Raw genomic sequence first — 18,513 nt, 5'->3', positions numbered from 1 at the left:
ACGCCAGCCCCGGCGCGCTCACAGGCGAGCCCAGAGCCGGCGGGCAACCCGCCATAGCAGCAAGACCCGGACGCCGCCCAGCAGCATGCCCCGCAGGCGTTTGCTGGGAATGACGCCGCCCAGCACGCCCAGCAGCGGGCCCAGACGCCTGATCGTGCCCCAGGCGTGCCAGCCTTCTCCAGCCAGACTCATCGGCCGCTTGATGGCTTTCAGCTCCATGCGCAGCTTCAGGCGCAGCGCCTCACCCTTCATCAGCAGCAGCTCTTTCTTGATGGCGCGTTGTTGTGGAGTCATCGCTTACTCGCGTCCGTTGAGGGCGTCCCAGTCCTTGCGCACCTCGGCCAGCGTCGTGGCGAACGGTGCGGATTGCCGGCTCAGACGCCGCTGCAGCTGCAGCAAGGCGGCGGCCCCGAGAACGGCAAACAGGATGGTGAGCAAGCCGAGTAGCGTCACGCGCCACTCGGGGGGGGTGAGCAGCACGACGAACAGCAGCGCGGCCATGAGGCCGATGAGCAGGCAGATCAGTGCCGCAACCCCGATCAGGGTATTGCGCAGCAGCTGTTCTTTCTGTTCCTCGGCCTCCAGGCCGAACAGCTCGGCCCGGGTCAGCGCCAAGGCCACGAACCCGCCCAACAGCGAGCGCAGCGAGCCCGGGCGGGGCGGTGTCGGAGTATGTTCCGGCATCGGGACGGGCCGGCTCAGCGGCGGGAAACCAGCAGGCCCAGCAGGAAGCCGAGCACGGTGGCGATGCCGATCGATTTCCACGGGTTTTCGTGCACGTACTGGTCGGTTGCCTTGGCCGCCACCTTGGCCTTGCCGACCACCACCTGCTCGGCCTCGGTCAGCTTGGCCTTGGCTTCCTTCAGCTTGTCGGCCAGGCGCTGGCGCAACTGCTGGGCCTTCTCGCCGCCTTCGTCGCCAGCGGCGGTGAGCAAATCCTCCGTGCTTGACAGAACGTGGCGGACATCCTGCAGCAATTGTTCCTTCTCGGCGGCAAATGTTTGCTCGTTCATGGTGATCCTCCTGGTGCGTGGTGAAACGGGAAGAGGAAGGACGTGGCGGCTCCGCCACTCCCTTCAGCATGGAAACATGCGATTACCCTAACAGTCTATGACATCAGGCGTCGAGTCCAAGTGGTTCGGGGGCGATAACATCACCGATGTTGTCGGCCAACGGGCAAGAAAAAGCCCTGCGCAAAGGCAGGGCCATGGTGTTCATGCTGCAAAGGGAGGGGGCTTATTCCCACTCGATGGTCGCCGGCGGCTTGCCGCTCACATCGTAGACCACGCGGTTGAGGCCGCGCACTTCGTTGATGATGCGGTTGGACACCTTGCCCAGCAGGCTGTACGGCAGTTCGGCCCAGTGCGCGGTCATGAAGTCGCTGGTGATCACCGCGCGCAGCGCCACCACGTAATCGTAGGTGCGGCCGTCGCCCATCACGCCCACCGACTTCACCGGCAGGAACACGGCGAAGGCCTGGCTGGTCAGGTCGTACCAGTTCTTGCCGGTCTTCTCGTCGATGGTGTTGCGCAGCTCTTCGATGAAGATGGCGTCGGCGCGGCGCAGCAGGTCGGCGTATTCCATTTTCACTTCACCCAGGATGCGCACGCCGAGGCCCGGGCCCGGGAAGGGGTGGCGATACACCATGTCATGTGGCAGACCAAGCGCTACGCCCAACTGGCGCACTTCGTCCTTGAACAGGTCGCGCAGCGGCTCCAGCAGCTTCAGGTTCATGTCGTCCGGCAGGCCGCCCACGTTGTGGTGGCTCTTGATCGCGTGTGCCTTCTTGGTCTTGGCGCCGGCGGATTCGATCACGTCCGGGTAGATGGTGCCCTGGGCCAGCCACTTGGCGTTGGTGAGCTTGCCGGATTCGTGCTGGAACACCTCGACGAATTCGGCGCCGATGATCTTGCGCTTCTTCTCCGGGTCGGTCTCGCCGGCCAGCTTGCCCATGAACTGTTCGGTCGCGTCGACATGGATCACCTTCACGCCGAGGTTCTGCGCGAACATTTCCATCACCATCTTGCCTTCGTTCAGGCGCAGCAGGCCGTGGTCGACGAAGACGCAGGTAAGCTGTTCGCCGATGGCGCGGTGGATCAGCGCGGCCGCCACCGAGGAGTCCACGCCGCCGGACAGGCCGAGGATGACTTCTTCGTCACCCACCTGCTCGCGGATCTTCTGGATCGCCTCCTCGATGTAGTTCGGCATGGTCCAGGACGGCTTGGCGCCGGCCACGTGCAGCACGAAGCGGTGCAGCATCTCGGTGCCGCGCTTGGTGTGGGTCACTTCCGGGTGGAACTGTACGGCGTAGAAGCCGCGGTCCTCGTCGGCCATGGCGGCGACCGGGCAGGACGGGGTCTCGGCGATGACCTTGAAGCCGGCAGGCAACTCCACCACCTTGTCGCCGTGGCTCATCCAGACGTCGAGGTAGCCGTTGCCGGCGTCGTCGATGCGGTCTTGCAGGCCTTCGAAGACCTTGGAGTGGTGGCGTGCCTTGATCTCGGCGTAGCCGAATTCGCGCTTGTCGCCGGCTTCCACCTTGCCGCCCAGGGTCTGGGCCATGAACTGCATGCCGTAGCAGATGCCCAGCACCGGCACGCCCAGTTCGAAGACTTTCGGGTCGGCCTGGTAGTCAGACTCGTACACCGAGTTCGGACCGCCGGACAAGATAATGGCCTTCGGATTGAACGCGCGGATCTCGTCGATCGGCATGTCGAACGGATGCAGTTCGCAATACACGTGGGCCTCGCGAACGCGGCGGGCGATGAGCTGACTCACCTGGGAGCCGAAGTCGAGAATGAGGATCTTGTCCATGCCTATCCTTGATAATGGAGAACGGGCCTTGCGGCCCTCAATCGTCTAATAGATGTCAGTATCGGCTCAACGCCCGTCGCCGTTGAGCTGTCGTTCCGGTGCACGCTGGCTGCGCTCCGGGATGCGGTCGCTGCGCGCCAACAGCAGCAGGATTCCCATCAGCACCATGCCCAGCGACAGCACGTGGCTCAGACGCAGGCCGGCAGAGTCGTACAGGTAAACGGCGGCACCGCCGTACATCAGCATCGGGCTGGTGACCATCGACGACTTGTTGAAGCCGTCGATGACGAAGAGGATAACCCCGGCCGTCACCAGCAACAGGGCAAGCAGGGTCGAGGTTTCCGGCAGCAGGTAGGTGCTCTTCAGAAACCACAGCGAGCCCAGCGTGATCAGTACGATCGGTAGCGAAACACTGGTTTTCATGGCTTACCCCCGGTCCCGCAGGAAACGCTGTTTCTCGCGGTCGAGTTCGCGTTCCTTGGCGCTGTCGCGCTTGTCATGCAGTTTCTTGCCCTTGGCCAGCCCGATTTCAGCCTTGATCATGCCCTTGGTGTAGTGCAGGTCGAGGGCGACCATGGTGTAGCCGGCTCGCTCGACCTTGCCGATGAACTTATTGATCTGGGCCTGGTTCAGCAGCAACTTGCGGTTGCGCGTCGGGTCGGGCTTGACGTGGGTCGAGGCGGACTGCAGCGGCGAGATATGGCAGCCAAACAGCCAGAAAGCGCCATTCTTCCAGATGACGTAGCTCTCCTTGAGCTGCACCCGGCCGGCCCGGATCGCCTTGACTTCCCAGCCTTCCAGCACGAGGCCGGCCTCGAGCTTTTCCTCGATGAAATAATCGTGGTAGGCCTTGCGGTTGTCGATGATGCTCATGGGCATGTGAGGGTAAGAGAATCCGGTATTCTATCAGATACCGGTGCTATCGCTAAAGTCGAGTCATTTCAGCGGTTTGGCTCCGTTGGGCCTGGCAGCGTCCAACTCGGACATGGCGGGGGAGGCGCGCTTGGTGTACCTTTACTCTTTTTGCGTTTTCCCTTGCCATGCTGGTTGTCGAAAAGAATGTCCTGGTGCCCCATACGGTAGAACAGATGTTCGCCTTGGTGGACGATGTCGAGCACTATCCCCGCTTCCTGCCCTGGTGCGGAAGGGCCGAGGTTCATGAACGTGTGGGCAACCAGCTGGTGGCCAGTCTGCATATCGACTATCTGAGAATTCGGCAGCATTTCACCACCCGCAATGTCAATGTCGATGGCGAGACGATCAGCATGGAACTGGTCGAGGGGCCTTTCGAGCATCTGCAGGGACGATGGCATTTCCACCCGTTGGGCGAGATTGGCTGCAAGATCGAGTTCCGTCTCACCTATCGCTTTTCCAGTCATCTGCTGGAAAAATTGATCGGACCGGTATTCGGCCATATCTCCGGTTCGTTGGTGGATGCCTTCATCAAGGAAGCAGACCGGATTTACGGCGATGACTAATACCATTGAGATTGAAGTCACGTACGCGCGGCCCGAGCGCCAGCAGATCATCACGCAGACCGTTGCGGCAGGCACCACGGCGCGTCAAGCGGTGGAGCTGTCGGGTATCGCCGGGCAGTTCCCCGAGATCGACCTGGCCCATCTCCAATTGGGGGTGTTCGGCAAGGCGGTGAAGGAGGATTTCGTACTGCGTGCGCATGATCGGGTGGAGATCTATCGTCCCCTGATTGCCGACCCCAAGGAGGTGCGGCGGCGTCGCGCCAAGGCCGGTAAGGCCACGAAGAGGGGTGGCGGCCCGGTGGCAGAGTGAGCCCCCCAAAGTAAAAACGGCCCGTTCGGGCCGTTTTTTGTTGGATGAACGCCGTCAGGCAGCAGGGGGGGCTTCTTCCGCTTCCGCGGAGCAGACCCGGTTCTTGCCGCTGATCTTGGCCTGATACATGGCCTGGTCCGCCCGTTCGATCACGTCGGTATCGCGCTCGCCCAGATGCCATTTCGCTACCCCGGCGCTGAAGGTAATCAGCAGGCGGTCGTTATTGGCGAGAAAGAAGGTCTTGGTCAGCTCGCGCTGCAAGCGCTGGATGGCTTGGATGGCCTCGGGGGGGGGCGTGTCCGGCAGCAGGATGACGAATTCTTCGCCGCCGAAGCGCGCCACGATGTCAGAAGGCCGCATGGTGTGGCGGGTCACGTTGACCAGGTGCTTCAGCGCGTCGTCGCCGGTCAGGTGGCCATAGTGGTCGTTGAGCTGCTTGAAGTTGTCGACATCGATCAGCGCTACCGACAACGGGCTGTTGGTGCGTTCGGCGCGGCTGATCTCGCGCTGGAAGTGCTCGGCCAGTCCGCGCCGGTTGTAGGCGCCGGTCAGCTGGTCTTCCTTCACCTTGGCGCTAGCCGCCTCCAGGGCGATTTCCAGTTCCTTGATGCGTTGTTCGGCCGACTCTACCTGTTCGCGCGAGGACAGCAGCTCGTCACGCGACCTGACCAGGTTGAGCTGCATCGTCGAGGTGTCCTCCATCAGCGAACTGATGATGGGGGTGAGTTCCTCGACGTTCTGGATCTGTCTCAGCCGCGTGCTGTGCGTGCTGATCTTGCTGTGGAACTCGTCGGTGCTGTCGGTCATGCTGGCCAGCCGCGACACGAAGCGATCCAGCAGATTGCGCAGCGAGCTGGCCGCCTCGTCGAGCGAGTTCTTCAGCGCACCCTGCTTGCGGATGACTTCCTTCAGGCTGGTTTCCAGCTGGTAGATCTGCTGCATCGACAAGGGTTCTTGCGAGAGCACTTCCTGCAGCGTGGCGATCTGACCGACCATGAAGCTGTCCGAGCGGTTGACCTCGGCGATATTGTCGAGCAGCAGTTTGAGCAGGTTCGACAGCCCGGTGACCAGGCGCCCTTCCTGCTGGGTATAGAGTTCGACCTTGATCATGAAGGCGCGCAGCCGCGGCAGCAGGCTGTTGAGCGTGGCCTCGTCGCCGAGCTGCTCCACTTCGCCGATCATGGCTTCGAGATTCAGCACCAGCTCGGGGTAGGGCTGCAGGCGCGGCTCCAGGCCGTGCTTCAAGGCAAAGCACAGGATGCGCTGCCAGACCGTCCAGCTCGGGGGGAGATCGGCGACCGCCGTCGTCTCGTCGGAAGGCAGTATTTCCTCCGAGACCGGCTCGCGATCCCGCAACGGGGTATTCCAGGTCTGGATCAGCGAATGCAGTTTCTTGTTGAGTTCCTGCGGCTGTTTGCCGTAGGTGATCAGCAGCCGTTCCAGTCCGGCTTGCTTGAAGTGCTGCGGGAAATCGGTCTGGCGCAAATCCCAGCTCTTGATCAGGTTCTCGATCAGGCTGCCCCATTCCTGGGCGAGCTGCTGGGTGGTCTGGCTCTGTCGGGCAAAATCGATCACCAGTTGCGGAACCTGCTCCCAGTGGGACGCTTTGATGAGCAGTTGCAGGCGTTGCAGCATCGCCTTGGCGGCAGCATTGTCGTTGGGCAGGCTCTCCAGCGCACGAAACAGTTGCGTGGCGAGCTTGTTTTCCCGTTCTGCCGGAGCCTTGGTGAGCTCCTGGTAGACGCGCTCGTAATTTTCCGGGGTGGGCAGTAGTTTGCGGGTGCTGAGTTGTTTCAGCGTTTCGCGGGCGACTTCGATGGGGTTGTTTGTTGTCATTGCCCAGATCCTGGAGCTTTTATCGCCAGCCATCATCGGTGTTGGTCATGAATACGTGAGGTTGGGCCCGGCGGCCACGGTCATTCTCGGGGTGGCGATTTACCGTTCGGGTCCAACAACTGGAAAAATACCTCACCTTGGCGGATCATGCCAAGCTCATTGCGCGCGCGCTCCTCGATGGCGTCGGTACCCCGCTTGAGGTCACCCACTTCGGCATCGAGGGCGGCATTGCGTGCGATCAGGGTCTGGTTGACCGCACGCTGTTCCTGAAGTTGTTTGTCCAGCTGCCAGACCCTGAGCCAGCTACCCTTGCCGAACCATAACGGCCATTGCAGGGTAGTGATCAGGACGACCAGGACCAGGGTCAGCCAGCGCATGCAATCACTTCAGGTGGTAGAAGGCCGAACGGCCCGGGTAGTAGGCGGCATCACCCAGCTCTTCTTCGATACGCAGCAGCTGGTTGTACTTGGCCATGCGGTCGGAGCGCGACAGCGAACCGGTCTTGATCTGCATGCAGTTGGTAGCCACGGACAGATCGGCGATGGTGCTGTCTTCGGTTTCGCCCGAGCGGTGGCTCAGCACGCTGGTGTAGCCCGAACGCTTGGCGAGATCGACGGCCTTCAGGGTTTCGCTCAGGGTGCCGATCTGGTTGACCTTGACCAGCAGCGAGTTGGCCAGCCCCTGCTGGATGCCTTCGGCCAGGATGGTCGGGTTGGTCACGAACAGGTCGTCACCGACCAGCTGTACGCGCTTGCCCAGACGTTCGGTCAGGATCTTCCAGCCGTCCCAGTCGTGCTCGCTCATGCCGTCTTCGATCGAGATGATCGGGTAGTTGTTGGCCAGCGTTTCCAGGTAGTCGACAAACTGCTCGGAACTGAGCGACAGGCCTTCGGCGGACAGGTGGTACTGGCCGTCCTTGTAGAACTCGGACGAGGCGCAGTCGAGCGCCAGCATCACGTCCTGGCCGGCCACGTAGCCGGCGGCGTCGATGGCGTCGAGGATCAGCTTGATGGCGTCTTCGTGGGTGGCCAGGTTCGGGGCGAAGCCGCCTTCGTCGCCGACGGTGGTGGAGTAGCCCTTCTGGTCACACAGCTTCTTCAGCGAGTGGAAGATCTCGGCGCCACAGCGCAGGGCTTCGCGGAAGGTCGCGGCCCCCACCGGCATGATCATGAACTCCTGGATGTCCAGGGTATTGTTGGCGTGCGCGCCGCCGTTGATGACGTTCATCATCGGCACCGGCAGGGCCATCGGGCCGGCGCCGCCGAGGTAGCGGTAGAGCGGCAGGCCGGCGTCTTCGGCGGCGGCGCGGGCCACGGCCATCGATACCGCCAGCATGGCGTTGGCGCCCAGGCGGCCCTTGTTTTCGGTGCCGTCGAGTTCGATCAGGGTCTTGTCGATGAAGGCTTGGTCGGAGGCATCGAGGCCGATGATGGCTTCGCAGATCTCGGTGTTGATGTTTTCCACGGCCTTGAGCACGCCCTTGCCCAGGTAACGGCTCTTGTCGCCGTCGCGCAGTTCCAGCGCTTCCTTGGCACCGGTGGAGGCGCCGGACGGCACGGCGGCACGGCCCATCACGCCCGATTCCAGCAGCACGTCGGCTTCAACCGTCGGATTGCCGCGCGAATCGAGAATCTCGCGGGCGATCACATCGATGATCGAACTCATGTCTGTTCCCTTTGTTCTAGGTGTGTTTAGTCAAGCAAATGCTTCGGCCAACCGTAATGGTTGGCCGAAATGTAGTCAAATGGTTACAGTGATTGTTCTGGCAGCGGGCCTGCTTTGACCAGCGCGTCGATGCCCTTGAGCGTGGCCAGCAGCTCCTGCATCCGGCCCAACGGCCAGGCGTTGGGGCCGTCGGACAGTGCCTTGCTCGGGTCGGGGTGGGTTTCCATGAACATGCCGGCGATGCCGGCCGCGACGGCGGCTCGCGCCAGCACCGGGACGAACTCGCGCTGCCCTCCCGAGGCGGTGCCCTGACCGCCCGGCAGCTGCACCGAGTGGGTTGCGTCGTACACCACCGGGCAGCCGGTCTCGCGCATGATGGCAAGCGAGCGCATGTCGGACACCAGGTTGTTGTAGCCGAACGAGGCGCCGCGTTCGCAGGTCATGAAGCGGTCTTCGGACAGGCCCGCCTCGCGTGCGGCATCGCGTGCCTTGTCGATGACGTTCTTCATGTCGGAAGGAGCCATAAACTGGCCCTTCTTGATGTTGACCGGCTTGCCGCTTTGCGCCACGGCACGGATGAAGTCAGTCTGGCGAGCCAGGAAGGCGGGTGTCTGCAGCACGTCGACCACGGCCGCTACGTGCGGTACCTCGGCTTCGGTGTGCACGTCGGTCAGCACCGGCACGCCGATCTGGCGCCGTATCTCCGCCAGGATGCGCAGGCCCTCGTCCATGCCGAGGCCACGGAACGACTTGCCGGACGACCGGTTGGCCTTGTCGTAGCTCGACTTGTAGATGAACGGGATACCCAGCGCGCTGGTGATTTCCTTCAACTGGCCGGCGGTATCGAGCGCCATCTGCTCGCTCTCGATCACGCAGGTGCCGGCAATCAGGAAAAACGGCTGGTCGAGGCCGACTTCAAATCCGCACAGTTGCATCGTTTACTTCCCTTGCTGGTGAGCCAGCGCCGCCTTCACGTAAGCGATGAACAGCGGGTGGCCGTCACGCGGGGTGGAGGTGAATTCCGGGTGGAACTGGCAGGCGAAGAACCACGGATGGTCCTTGATCTCAATGGTTTCCACCAGCTTTTCATGACCGGCGGAGCGGCCGCTGATGGTGAGGCCAGCTTCTTCGAGTCGCGGCACGTAGTAATTGTTCACTTCGTAGCGATGACGATGACGCTCGACGATGCTTTTGGCACCGTAGATGTGCGCCGCCAGCGAGCCCTGCTCCAGGTCGCAGGCCTGCCCGCCCAGGCGCATGGTGCCGCCCAGGTTGGAGTTCTCGTCGCGCTTCTCGATCTTGCCGTCGTGGTTGACCCATTCATCGATCAGCGCTACCACCGGGTATTCGGTTTCGAGGTCGAATTCGGTGGAGTTGGCGCCCTTCAGTCCGGCCACGTCGCGGGCGTACTCGATCAGCGCGATCTGCATGCCGAGGCAGATGCCCAGATACGGGATCTTGTTTTCACGGGCGAACTTGACCGCCTTGATCTTGCCCTCGACGCCGCGCTTGCCGAAGCCGCCCGGCACCAGGATCGCGTCCATGCCCTTCAGCGTGGCGCAGCCGTCGCGCTCGACTTCTTCCGAGTCGACGTAATGGATGTTGACCTGGCTCTTGGTGTGGATGCCGGCGTGCTTGAGCGCTTCGGACAGCGATTTGTACGACTCGGTCAGGTCGACGTACTTGCCGACCATGGCGATGTTGATCTCGTGTTCCGGGTGCTCGATGGCGTCGACGATGCGGTCCCACACCGACAGGTCGGCCTTGGGCAGTTCCAGCTGCAGCTGTTCGCAGATGATGTCGTCGATGCCCTGGGCGTGCAGCATGCTCGGCACCTTGTAGATGCTGTCCGAGTCGTAACAACCGATCACGGCGTTTTCTTCGACGTTGCAGAACAGCGCGATCTTGCGCTTTTCGTCTTCCGGCAGCTCGCGGTCCATGCGGCACAGCAGGATGTCCGGCTGGATGCCGATCTCGCGCAGCTCGCGCACCGAGTGCTGGGTCGGCTTGGTCTTGATCTCGCCGGCCGCCGCGATGAACGGCACGTACGACAGGTGCACGTAGAGCGTGTTCTTGCGCCCGAGGTTGGAGCGCAGCTGGCGGATGGCCTCGAGGAAGGGCAGCGATTCGATATCGCCCACGGTGCCCCCGATCTCGACGATGGCGACGTCGGCATCGCCGGCGCCTTCGTGGACCTTGTGCTTGATCTCGTCGGTGATGTGCGGGATCACCTGCACGGTACCACCGAGGTAGTCGCCGCGGCGTTCCTTGGTGATGACGGACTCGTATACCTGGCCGGTGGTGAAGTTGTTGCTCTTCTTCATCTTGGCGTGGATGAAGCGCTCGTAGTGGCCAAGGTCGAGGTCGGTTTCGGCGCCGTCTTCGGTCACGAACACTTCGCCGTGCTGGAACGGGCTCATGGTGCCCGGGTCCACGTTGATGTAGGGATCGAGCTTCAACATGGTGACCTTCAGGCCACGGGACTCGAGGATGGCAGCGATAGACGCCGCGGCAATGCCTTTGCCGAGGGAGGACACCACGCCGCCGGTGACGAAGATGTACTTGGTCATGGGAACACGCTTGTAACGGAATCCCGGATTTTAACCTGAAACGGACGAGAGTTGAACCGTCATGTGGCGCAAGCGGTGTTGTGCCGCCAAGGCGGCGCCGGACGATTTTTGCTGCCTGCCGCCGTGGAATGCGGGTATAATTCCAGGCAATCATTCTGGGTATGAGAGCAAGGTGCCGCGCCAACGGTTCTTCTTGCGTATCTTCCTGTTTCTATGTTATAAAGCCAGCTTTTACCGGTTTTGGGAGTTTAACCATGGCGCGAGTTTGCAAAGTCACCGGCAAGCGTCCGATGACCGGGAACAATGTTTCCCACGCCAACAACAAGACGAAACGTCGTTTCCTGCCGAACCTGCAATATCGCAAGTTCTGGGTAGAAAGCGAAAACCGCTGGGTGCGTCTGCGCGTATCCAACGCTGCACTGCGTACCATCGACAAGCTGGGCATCGAAGTTGTCCTGGCCGATCTGCGCGCACGCGGCGAGATCTGATAGCAGCTCATCAAGATAGCGACTGAGGTATACCATGCGCGATAAGATTAAACTGGAATCCACCGCCGGCACTGGCCACTTCTACACCACTACGAAGAACAAGCGCACGATGCCGGAAAAGATGGAGATCAAGAAATTTGATCCCGTTGCACGTAAACACGTGACCTACAAAGAAACCAAGCTGAAGTAATCTGCTGGTCTTCTTGATAAAGAACCCTTCGCTGGTGCACGGCGAAGGGTTTTTTGTTATCGGCTGTTTACCAAGGCCGCCGCTACCCGTGTGGGGGAGGGCGGCCTTGTCGCGTCAGGCGAGCGGACGGCGGGTGGCGATCAGGTAGTTGACGCCGGTGTCGTTGCCCAGCACGTAGGTGCGGGTCAGCGGGTTATAGCTCATGCCGGAGATGTCCTCGAGCTCGAGTCCCGCATGGCGGGCGATGCGGCCGAGCTCCGACGGCTTGATGAAGCGGCCGTATTCGTGGGTGCCGCGCGGCAGCATGCCGAGAACGTACTCGGCAGCCAGCACCGCCAGCAGGTAGGACTTGGCGTTGCGGTTGAGGGTGGAAAAAAACACCCAGCCTCCCGGTTTGACCAGACGCGAGCAGCTGCGCACCACGCTCTCCGGATCCGGCACATGCTCCAGCATTTCCATGCAGGTCACCACGTCGAAGTGACCGGGCAGTTCTTCGGCCAACGTTTCCACCGCCACGCAGCGGTAGTCGACGCTGACGCCGGACTCGAGACTGTGCAGCTGGGCAACCCTCAACGACTTCTTGGCCAGGTCGATGCCGGTGACGTTGGCGCCTTTCAGTGCCATGCTTTCGGCCAGAATGCCGCCGCCACAGCCGACGTCGAGCACCGTCTTGCCGGCGAGTCCGGCGCGGTCGTCTATGTAACCGAGCCTGAGCGGATTGATCTCGTGCAACGGCTTGAATTCGCTTTCCTTGTCCCACCACTTGTGGGCCAGCTGGCTGAATTTATCCAGTTCCAGTTCGTCGACATTACTCATCTGCTTTACCTTGCCAGGATACGGTTGCGCCAGTCGGCGGCCTTGGTCATCAGGGCTGCTTCGTCCAGCGTGGTCAGAACGCGGTTGTTCAGCAGCGTCTCGCCCTTGACCCAGGTGTGTGTCACCTGTTCGCGGCCGGCGGCATAGACCACGTGCGAGATGGGGTCGAATGCCGGGGCGGTCTCGATGGCGGACAGGTCGAGGGCGATCAGATCGGCCTGCTTGCCGATCGCGATGCTGCCGACCTTGTCGTCGATGCCGAGCGCCTTGGCGCCGTTGAGGGTGGCCATGCGGATGGCGGTGGCGGCGGGGACGGCAGTCGGGTCGAGCGTGCCCACCTTGGCCAGCAGCGCGGTCAGGCGGGTGTCGGCCAGCATGTCGAGCTTGTTGTTGGAGGCTGCGCCATCGGTGCCGATGCCGACGGTCACTCCAGCATCCAGCATCTTCTTCACCGGGGCGATGCCGGAGGCGAGCTTCATGTTGGAGGCCGGGTTGTGGGCGACCGCGACGCCATGGCGCGCCACCAGCTCGATTTCCTCGTCGTTGAGGTGCACCATGTGCGCGGCGATCAAGCGCGGTGACAACAGGCCCAGTTCCTTCAGGCGCGCCAGAGGGCGTTGCTGGCGTTCCTTGACGCTGCCCTCGACTTCGTCGGCCGTTTCATGGATATGGCAGTGGATCAGCATGTCTTCCTGCTCGGCCAGCATTGCGACCTTGCGGAAGGTGTCGTCGGAAACGGTATAGGGGGCGTGCGGCGCGAGGGTGAAGGTGACCAGCTCCTCGCCCAGGAATTCGCGGCGCTCGGCCAGGCTTTTACTGATGTAGTCGTCGGCGTTGGCGCCGTAATTGGTCGGGAACTCCAGGATGGAGCAACCGACGAAGGTGCGCATGCCGGACGCTAGCCCGGCGCGGGCCATGGCGGCATGATAGAAATACATGTCGTTGATGGTGGTGGTGCCGCCCCGGATCATTTCCGCCATCGCGATCAGTGCGCCGTCGAACACGAAGTCGTCGCGCACATGCTTGCCTTCCGCCGGCCAGATATGGTTGTTCAGCCAGTCCATCAGGGCTTTGTCATCTGCCAGGCCGCGTAACAGCGTCATGGCCGAGTGGCCGTGCAGATTGATCAGGCCCGGCATCAGAACATGGTGGGGCAGATCGACGTGTTGTGTCGCAGAAATCGCCGCCAATTGGTTGGCTGGTATTATTGCCTCGATTCTGCCATTCTTGATGGCTATGGCATGATTTTCAAGCACTTCGCCGTCGCGTTCGACGGTGATCATCCAGCGCGCGCTGACCGTCATGTCATACTGTGGTCGTGTCATCTTTGCTCGAACTGCCTATCCTTGGTATAAGTTCTGCGGATTGTAGGCGCGTGAAACAGGCAAGGCAATCGACGGGTAGGGGTATACTCCCTCTCGAATTAGGTAAACGTGTCGATAACTATTAAATACCGGGATCTGACCCCGCTTGAGCTTGATGGACCAGAAAAACATGACATCGTCGCGCCAGTCAGCCGTTAACCAGACCGTGGCTTCGCGCTTTTCGCTGCGGGTGGTGGTGCTTGTTGCCGTTATTCTTGGTCTGCTGATTCCTGCGTCCATCATCACCGTGCTGGGGTTCGGGCTGCAGCGCGACAACATGGTGGCGCAGCTGGAAACCGATCAGCGCCGTTTGCTCGACATCGTGGCGCTGGGCATGCAGGAGCCGCTGTGGAACCTCAGCCGGCAGGCCGGTAGTCCGCTGATCGCCTCGGTGATGGAGGACAGCCGCGTCATTTCGGTGCGGGTGACCGATACTCAGTCCAACACCGTTTTCCTCTACGCGCTGCGTAGCGAGCGCCGTATCGGCGGCGTCTCCTTCGTTCAGAAGCCGGTCATTTACCGTGGCGAGGAAATCGGCCAGGTCACCATCGAGTTCGATACCGAGCACCTGACCATCGCCCAGAGCAATCAGCTCAAGAACCTGCTGATGATCCTGTTCGCCCAGCTGGGGCTGTCCATTCTGCTGATTGTCGGCATTCTGCATTCCCGCTTCCTCAAGCCGATGCGCACCCTGACCGAGCAGGCGACGCATCTGGCCGAATTGCACCTCGACACCCCCTTTCTCTGGGAGCGCAAGGATGAGATCGGCCGGCTGGGGCGCCACCTCGAGTGGACGCGAGCCGAACTTAAGCGCCTGATCGACGAATTGCGCGCCAAGACCCTGGCGCTGGAGTCGGACATCGCCCGGCGGCGCGAGGTGGAGGATGCCTTGCGCCGTTCCGAGAACAAGTACCGCGAGCTGTTTTGGTCCAATCTAGACGGCATCGTGATCAGCTCGCTCGACGGCCAGGTGATCGATGCCAACCCGGCTTTCCTCAACCTGATGTGCTACAGCCTCGACCAACTCAAGTTGCAGAACTTCTGGTCGCTGATCGCGCCGGAGAGCGAGGGGATGGAGCGCTTCAACCTCGACAACAAGGTGCTGCGCTTCGGCTATTGCGATGAATTCGAGGCCAGCTACATCAACCGCTTCGGCAACGTGGTGCCGGTCAGCGTCAAGACCGTGGCGATGCGGGATTCCTTCGGTCGCATCAACGCGGTATGGCGCATGGTGCGCGACATCTCCGAAAAGCGCGTGGCTGAAGAGCGCATGCAGCTAGCGGCCAAGGTGTTCGAGAATACCGTCGAGGGCATCATGATCACCGACGCGGACAAGCGCATCCGCAGCGTCAACAGGGCGTTCAGCCAGATCACCGGCTTCGGCCAGCAGGAAGTGCTGGGGCAGAAGCCGGACATGCTGTCTTCCGGCCGTCACGACGAGACCTTCTACGAAGCGATGTGGAGTGCCATCAACGAGCATGGTTCCTGGCAGGGCGAGTTGTGGAATCGCCGCAAGAACGGTGAGGTCTACCCGGAGTGGCTGGCAATCAGCGCCGTGCGCAATGCGGTGGGCGAAATCACCCATTACGTGGCGATTTTCAGCGACCTGTCCGAACGCAAGGCCGCCGACGAGCGCATCCAGTTCCTGGCGCATTTCGACGTGCTGACCGGCTTGCCCAACCGCGCGCATATCCAGGATAGGGTCGAGCTGGCGATCCAGAACGCCACGCGCGACAACGAGCGGCTGGCCCTGCTGCTGCTCGACCTCGACCGTTTCAAGACCATCAACGAGTCGCTCGGCCATTCGGCGGGCGACGCCTTGCTGCAGGTGCTGGCAGAGCGTATCCGCTCGACCTTGCTGACGGGTGAAGTGGTGGCACGCCAAGGCGGCGACGAGTTCATCGTGCTGTTGCCGCTGATCGCCGATCCTGGCAGTGCGGCACTGGCCGCCGAGCGCATCCGCGAGGTGCTTGAGCCGCCGGTGGAACTGTTCAACCACTCGATCTCGATCACGCCGTCGATCGGCATCAGCGTGTTCCCGGACGATGGCCGTGACTTCGAGACCCTAGTGCGCAACGCCGATGCCGCGATGTACCACGCCAAATCGGCCGGCCGCAACAGCTACAAGTTCTACACGGCCGACCTCAATGCACGGGCTCGGGAAATCCTTGAGATCGAGAGCCAGCTGCGCTACGCGCTGGATCGAGACGAGTTCGTGCTGCACTACCAGCCGCAGGTCGACCTGAAGACCGGGGAAATCATCGGTGCCGAGGCGCTCATCCGCTGGCAGCATCCCGAGCTGGGCCTGCTGGGGCCGGTACGCTTCATCGAGGTCGCCGAGGAGCGGGGCTTCATCGTCCAGATCGGCAACTGGGTGATCCAGGAGGCCTGCCGCCAGCTGGCGCAGTGGCGCCGCCAGGGACTGCCGCGCATCTCGCTGGCGGTCAACCTGTCCACGCTGCAGTTCAGGCAGCAAGACCTGGCCGTACACCTGCAGCGGGCACTATCGGCGCACGGGCTGGTGGGCAGTGATCTGGACGTCGAGGTGACCGAGAGCGTGATCATGGACGATGTCGAAACCACCATCCATACCATCGACCGCATCAAGAGCATGGGGCTGCAGCTTTCCATCGACGACTTTGGTACAGGCTACTCCAGTCTGTCCTACCTTAAGCGTTTCAAGGCGGACAAGCTGAAGATCGACCGTTCCTTCGTGCGTGACATTCCGATGGATGCGGACGATTCGGCTATTGCCCGCGCCATCATCAACATGGCCAAGAACCTCAACATGACGGTGATTGCGGAAGGGGTGGAGACCATCGAGCAGTGGAAGTTCCTCGACCGCGAGGGCTGCCATGCCGCCCAGGGTTACCTGCTGGCGAAACCGGTCCCGGCCAAGGAGTTCGAGAAGCTGCTGGAGAAGGGCGTCCTGCTGCCGGAGCGACTCACCACCTCCAGCGCCTGATAGGGCAGCATCCTCCGCCTGTCGCCACGGTTGAAGCCGTGAGGGTGCCGGAAACTAGCTGTTCTTCGGGGTGAGTTGCTTGCATTGCCGAGAAGTCATTTGCTGCTCGCCCTGCGTATCTGGACTTTGCCGAGACGCTGGCTCCAACTCCTCCTGCTTGAGTCGCCTGGCTCCTGCGTCCAGGGGAACGATTGACAGGCCAGTGCTTTGTCAGCTCACCGGCAGAGCATAGACGCAGACCTTCCACCACTCACCGAAATGTTGAAGTTCCAGTTCCTGTTTGCATTCGGGATCATCGTTGAGAATGTGCTGGAAACGGTTATCTATCGCCTGTTCTGCTTCCCGTGAGAATGTCACAACCAAAACGCACGACCCATTCGAGGCGAATTCGGGCGACCTTTCATACTTCAGCTTGTCGACGTCAACCTGTACCTCGGCATATTGAGTGTGGTCCATCGTCGAGCGGCCTAGTTCGGCGGAATGGAATAACGATTCGCACTTCAGTTCCACTAGGTAACCAAACCACTGTCCCACGTCATTTTTACACTCAAGAGCAAAGTCGACCTTTTTGTTCGGATTTTGATATATGTGCTTCTCTCGGTGCACGTTGACGACGCCTGGGATCGATTCGAAAAAAATTGCCATCTCGACCTGAACCCAGCCTTCGGCCCCACCCTTCTGCAAAAGTGCCTGTAGATACTTGTTGTATGCCTGGCCTTGCTGAGTTTGCATATTCTGGTTCTTGATAAGGCCATACATCCAAGCACCGACCTGCTTTTCCATTCCCATGTGCTGGTTCTCCAGATGATGTGTGGACTACTTCACTAGAAATTCCGAGCCAAACGTGAGCAAAGATTTCGGGATCAGTGTTAAGCATTAGCATGCTAGGGCATTGATTGCTGCCAAAAATTTTGCTCATTCATACTAGTGCAATGGCAAAAAATATACTAATAACATATTTCTTGTGCGCTACTGGGCTACCTGCCTTAACAAGCAGGGAGCCTTAACCAAAGTTTTAGGAGGATTCATGGGTATCGTTCGTGACTTCGTAAACAGCCTCGACAACTCAAAAGAAATTGAGCAGGCCCTCTCTGAAACGCTGACTGTCCTTTCTCGACTTGCCGAAGCGCGTCTCGCCACATTCCGCGATGAAATGAACAAATCCTGGACCAATGGTGATGAGAACATGGCCCCGGGTACATTGAAGGACTTTATCGACGAACAGACGCACGTCATCATCAGCGATGACACTGCGGGCTTGAGGAAAAGTGTCACCGACCTCGTCACCAAAGCTACAAAACTTGGTACCAAGGACGACGAACAAGGAGCCCGTATTGCCAACTTTATCGGCGATGTCATCTCCGACGGCCTAGACGTTATCCTGGGTAGCGGAACCGCCGGTGAAGATACCCTCAAACGGTATGTTATCTACCCAGATAACGGATTCCTCATGCGTATGGATGTGCGCTACTGGCGCTGGCACCTCTCGGCGAACAGCTTGAAGTCGCGCACGAGAAGTGTCGTGGCCTATCGGGTCCAGTACGGTGTACTCGACTATGCAAAGCTCGACTCTATCTTCATTGCGCACTGGTTCGGCAAGCTCCGTGGTGACAGTCAAGAAATCCTAAAGCTGCTTGAAGAAGCACAGAAGATTCTCGCCACCTATAAGGCCAATCAACCTCAGCCAAGAGTTGCTGGCTTGATGGCATCCAATCATGCCCCCTCAAGTCAACTCGAACCCCATGGCATGGGTGAGATTCTGGCCGCGCATCGCACCCTCTTGGCCGAGCGTGGAGTCACGCCGCCGTCGCAATAACGGCTAGGTCTACTCGCGTAAGAAAATGGTGCGCGAAATCAGCGTGCCATTGTTGCTCAATTTTCCCGCTTCATCCCCAATTCCAACACTGTACTGTATGTAAAAAAGCCCCGACTTAAAGTCGGGGCTTTTTCTGAGAAAGCACTCGATTGTTCACCTAAATGCAGTAATTTGCACGAACTCTGCAAACCTACAAAAGGT

General features: G+C 60.7%; 20 protein-coding genes. 6 read left to right on the top strand and 14 right to left on the bottom strand.

All coding sequences use genetic code 11. The features are described from left to right. Positions 1–18: 18 nt before the first annotated feature. The 6 genes from AC3WG5_RS09960 to smpB all read right to left on the bottom strand — a co-directional run bounded on the left by AC3WG5_RS09960 (position 19) and on the right by smpB (position 3,687). On the bottom strand, positions 19–294 hold the full coding sequence (locus AC3WG5_RS09960; RefSeq protein WP_492568555.1) for a hypothetical protein: 276 nt from the start codon (positions 292–294) through the stop codon (positions 19–21). A gap of 3 nt (positions 295–297) precedes the next feature. Beyond that, on the bottom strand, positions 298–684 hold the full coding sequence (locus AC3WG5_RS09955; protein ID WP_008953163.1) for a phage holin family protein: 387 nt from the start codon (positions 682–684) through the stop codon (positions 298–300). A gap of 14 nt (positions 685–698) precedes the next feature. Then, positions 699–1,013, bottom strand: a complete 315-nt coding sequence (locus AC3WG5_RS09950) for an ElaB/YgaM/YqjD family protein (RefSeq protein WP_492568553.1) — start codon at positions 1,011–1,013, stop codon at positions 699–701. A gap of 223 nt (positions 1,014–1,236) precedes the next feature. Further along, positions 1,237–2,820, bottom strand: a complete 1,584-nt coding sequence (gene guaA / locus AC3WG5_RS09945; RefSeq protein WP_492568598.1) for a glutamine-hydrolyzing GMP synthase — start codon at positions 2,818–2,820, stop codon at positions 1,237–1,239. Between the two features lie 60 nt (positions 2,821–2,880). Next, complete coding sequence (locus AC3WG5_RS09940) at positions 2,881–3,237, bottom strand: hypothetical protein (RefSeq protein ID WP_008953160.1); 357 nt, start codon at positions 3,235–3,237, stop codon at positions 2,881–2,883. Positions 3,238–3,240: 3 nt separating this feature from the next. Beyond that, on the bottom strand, positions 3,241–3,687 hold the full coding sequence (gene smpB / locus AC3WG5_RS09935) for an SsrA-binding protein SmpB (RefSeq protein ID WP_008953159.1): 447 nt from the start codon (positions 3,685–3,687) through the stop codon (positions 3,241–3,243). A gap of 167 nt (positions 3,688–3,854) precedes the next feature. Between smpB and AC3WG5_RS09930 the strand changes: the two genes are divergently transcribed. Beyond that, on the top strand, positions 3,855–4,292 hold the full coding sequence (locus tag AC3WG5_RS09930) for a type II toxin-antitoxin system RatA family toxin (protein WP_008953158.1): 438 nt from the start codon (positions 3,855–3,857) through the stop codon (positions 4,290–4,292). After that, positions 4,285–4,602: an RnfH family protein gene (locus AC3WG5_RS09925; RefSeq protein ID WP_492568552.1), complete on the top strand. Its 318-nt coding sequence runs from the start codon at positions 4,285–4,287 to the stop codon at positions 4,600–4,602. Before AC3WG5_RS09930 ends, AC3WG5_RS09925 begins: the two co-directional genes overlap by 8 nt. Before the next feature lie 54 nt (positions 4,603–4,656). Here AC3WG5_RS09925 and AC3WG5_RS09920 read toward each other — a convergent pair whose 3' ends face one another. The 5 genes from AC3WG5_RS09920 to pyrG all read right to left on the bottom strand — a co-directional run bounded on the left by AC3WG5_RS09920 (position 4,657) and on the right by pyrG (position 10,673). Next, entirely contained in the window at positions 4,657–6,438 is a 1,782-nt protein-coding gene (locus tag AC3WG5_RS09920) for a GGDEF domain-containing protein (RefSeq protein WP_492568551.1), read from the bottom strand. 80 nt (positions 6,439–6,518) lie between these two features. Beyond that, the gene (gene ftsB / locus AC3WG5_RS09915; RefSeq protein WP_008953155.1) at positions 6,519–6,815 is read right to left on the bottom strand and encodes a cell division protein FtsB; all 297 of its coding nucleotides are present in this window, start codon (positions 6,813–6,815) and stop codon (positions 6,519–6,521) included. Between the two features lie 4 nt (positions 6,816–6,819). Then, on the bottom strand, positions 6,820–8,103 hold the full coding sequence (gene eno / locus AC3WG5_RS09910) for a phosphopyruvate hydratase (protein ID WP_008953154.1): 1,284 nt from the start codon (positions 8,101–8,103) through the stop codon (positions 6,820–6,822). An 83-nt stretch (positions 8,104–8,186) separates the two neighbouring features. Continuing rightward, on the bottom strand, positions 8,187–9,038 hold the full coding sequence (gene kdsA / locus AC3WG5_RS09905; RefSeq protein WP_492568550.1) for a 3-deoxy-8-phosphooctulonate synthase: 852 nt from the start codon (positions 9,036–9,038) through the stop codon (positions 8,187–8,189). Between the two features lie 3 nt (positions 9,039–9,041). Further along, the gene (gene pyrG / locus AC3WG5_RS09900; protein WP_014086215.1) at positions 9,042–10,673 is read right to left on the bottom strand and encodes a CTP synthase; all 1,632 of its coding nucleotides are present in this window, start codon (positions 10,671–10,673) and stop codon (positions 9,042–9,044) included. Between the two features lie 254 nt (positions 10,674–10,927). Here pyrG and rpmB point away from each other — a divergent pair, with 254 nt between their 5' ends. Both rpmB and rpmG read left to right on the top strand, forming a co-directional pair. Next, positions 10,928–11,161 (top strand): 50S ribosomal protein L28, encoded by a 234-nt coding sequence (gene rpmB / locus AC3WG5_RS09895; RefSeq protein ID WP_008953151.1) that lies wholly within the window; start codon positions 10,928–10,930, stop codon positions 11,159–11,161. 34 nt (positions 11,162–11,195) lie between these two features. Further along, positions 11,196–11,351, top strand: a complete 156-nt coding sequence (rpmG, locus tag AC3WG5_RS09890) for a 50S ribosomal protein L33 (RefSeq protein WP_008953150.1) — start codon at positions 11,196–11,198, stop codon at positions 11,349–11,351. A 114-nt stretch (positions 11,352–11,465) separates the two neighbouring features. Here the strand turns inward: rpmG and ubiG are convergent, their stop codons facing one another. Together ubiG and AC3WG5_RS09880 are read right to left on the bottom strand one after the other, a co-directional pair. Continuing rightward, on the bottom strand, positions 11,466–12,167 hold the full coding sequence (gene ubiG / locus AC3WG5_RS09885) for a bifunctional 2-polyprenyl-6-hydroxyphenol methylase/3-demethylubiquinol 3-O-methyltransferase UbiG (RefSeq protein ID WP_492568549.1): 702 nt from the start codon (positions 12,165–12,167) through the stop codon (positions 11,466–11,468). Between the two features lie 5 nt (positions 12,168–12,172). Beyond that, positions 12,173–13,492, bottom strand: coding sequence for a TRZ/ATZ family hydrolase (locus AC3WG5_RS09880; RefSeq protein ID WP_492568548.1), 1,320 nt, complete (start codon positions 13,490–13,492; stop codon positions 12,173–12,175). A gap of 169 nt (positions 13,493–13,661) precedes the next feature. On the opposite strand from AC3WG5_RS09880, the gene AC3WG5_RS09875 reads away from it, so the two are divergent. Continuing rightward, positions 13,662–16,496 carry an EAL domain-containing protein gene (locus AC3WG5_RS09875; protein ID WP_492568547.1) on the top strand — a complete coding sequence of 945 codons (2,835 nt, stop codon included), beginning with the start codon at positions 13,662–13,664 and terminating at the stop codon, positions 16,494–16,496. Positions 16,497–16,706: 210 nt separating this feature from the next. Here AC3WG5_RS09875 and AC3WG5_RS09870 read toward each other — a convergent pair whose 3' ends face one another. Next, a complete protein-coding gene (locus AC3WG5_RS09870) occupies positions 16,707–17,279 on the bottom strand; it encodes a hypothetical protein (RefSeq protein ID WP_492568546.1) in 573 nt (190 codons plus the stop codon). Between the two features lie 244 nt (positions 17,280–17,523). Between AC3WG5_RS09870 and AC3WG5_RS09865 the strand changes: the two genes are divergently transcribed. Then, a complete protein-coding gene (locus AC3WG5_RS09865) occupies positions 17,524–18,312 on the top strand; it encodes a hypothetical protein (protein WP_482583059.1) in 789 nt (262 codons plus the stop codon). Positions 18,313–18,513: the final 201 nt, after the last annotated feature.

It is taken from the genome of Pseudogulbenkiania sp. FW507-F1, from assembly GCF_058781125.1.
This window is presented reverse-complemented; position numbering and strand designations above follow the sequence as displayed.

Bases quoted from the DNA above. Each gene is read 5' to 3' on its own strand.
- AC3WG5_RS09960 (WP_492568555.1), bottom strand. From the start codon at position 294: ATGACTCCACAACAACGCGCCATCAAGAAAGAGCTGCTGCTGATGAAG.
- AC3WG5_RS09955 (WP_008953163.1), bottom strand. From the start codon at position 684: ATGCCGGAACATACTCCGACACCGCCCCGCCCGGGCTCGCTGCGCTCG.
- AC3WG5_RS09950 (WP_492568553.1), bottom strand. From the start codon at position 1,013: ATGAACGAGCAAACATTTGCCGCCGAGAAGGAACAATTGCTGCAGGAT.
- AC3WG5_RS09940 (WP_008953160.1), bottom strand. From the start codon at position 3,237: ATGAAAACCAGTGTTTCGCTACCGATCGTACTGATCACGCTGGGCTCG.
- smpB (WP_008953159.1), bottom strand. From the start codon at position 3,687: ATGAGCATCATCGACAACCGCAAGGCCTACCACGATTATTTCATCGAG.
- AC3WG5_RS09930 (WP_008953158.1), top strand. From the start codon at position 3,855: ATGCTGGTTGTCGAAAAGAATGTCCTGGTGCCCCATACGGTAGAACAG.
- AC3WG5_RS09925 (WP_492568552.1), top strand. From the start codon at position 4,285: ATGACTAATACCATTGAGATTGAAGTCACGTACGCGCGGCCCGAGCGC.
- AC3WG5_RS09920 (WP_492568551.1), bottom strand. From the start codon at position 6,438: ATGACAACAAACAACCCCATCGAAGTCGCCCGCGAAACGCTGAAACAA.
- ftsB (WP_008953155.1), bottom strand. From the start codon at position 6,815: ATGCGCTGGCTGACCCTGGTCCTGGTCGTCCTGATCACTACCCTGCAA.
- eno (WP_008953154.1), bottom strand. From the start codon at position 8,103: ATGAGTTCGATCATCGATGTGATCGCCCGCGAGATTCTCGATTCGCGC.
- kdsA (WP_492568550.1), bottom strand. From the start codon at position 9,038: ATGCAACTGTGCGGATTTGAAGTCGGCCTCGACCAGCCGTTTTTCCTG.
- pyrG (WP_014086215.1), bottom strand. From the start codon at position 10,673: ATGACCAAGTACATCTTCGTCACCGGCGGCGTGGTGTCCTCCCTCGGC.
- rpmB (WP_008953151.1), top strand. From the start codon at position 10,928: ATGGCGCGAGTTTGCAAAGTCACCGGCAAGCGTCCGATGACCGGGAAC.
- rpmG (WP_008953150.1), top strand. From the start codon at position 11,196: ATGCGCGATAAGATTAAACTGGAATCCACCGCCGGCACTGGCCACTTC.
- ubiG (WP_492568549.1), bottom strand. From the start codon at position 12,167: ATGAGTAATGTCGACGAACTGGAACTGGATAAATTCAGCCAGCTGGCC.
- AC3WG5_RS09880 (WP_492568548.1), bottom strand. From the start codon at position 13,492: ATGACACGACCACAGTATGACATGACGGTCAGCGCGCGCTGGATGATC.
- AC3WG5_RS09875 (WP_492568547.1), top strand. From the start codon at position 13,662: ATGACATCGTCGCGCCAGTCAGCCGTTAACCAGACCGTGGCTTCGCGC.
- AC3WG5_RS09870 (WP_492568546.1), bottom strand. From the start codon at position 17,279: ATGGAAAAGCAGGTCGGTGCTTGGATGTATGGCCTTATCAAGAACCAG.
- AC3WG5_RS09865 (WP_482583059.1), top strand. From the start codon at position 17,524: ATGGGTATCGTTCGTGACTTCGTAAACAGCCTCGACAACTCAAAAGAA.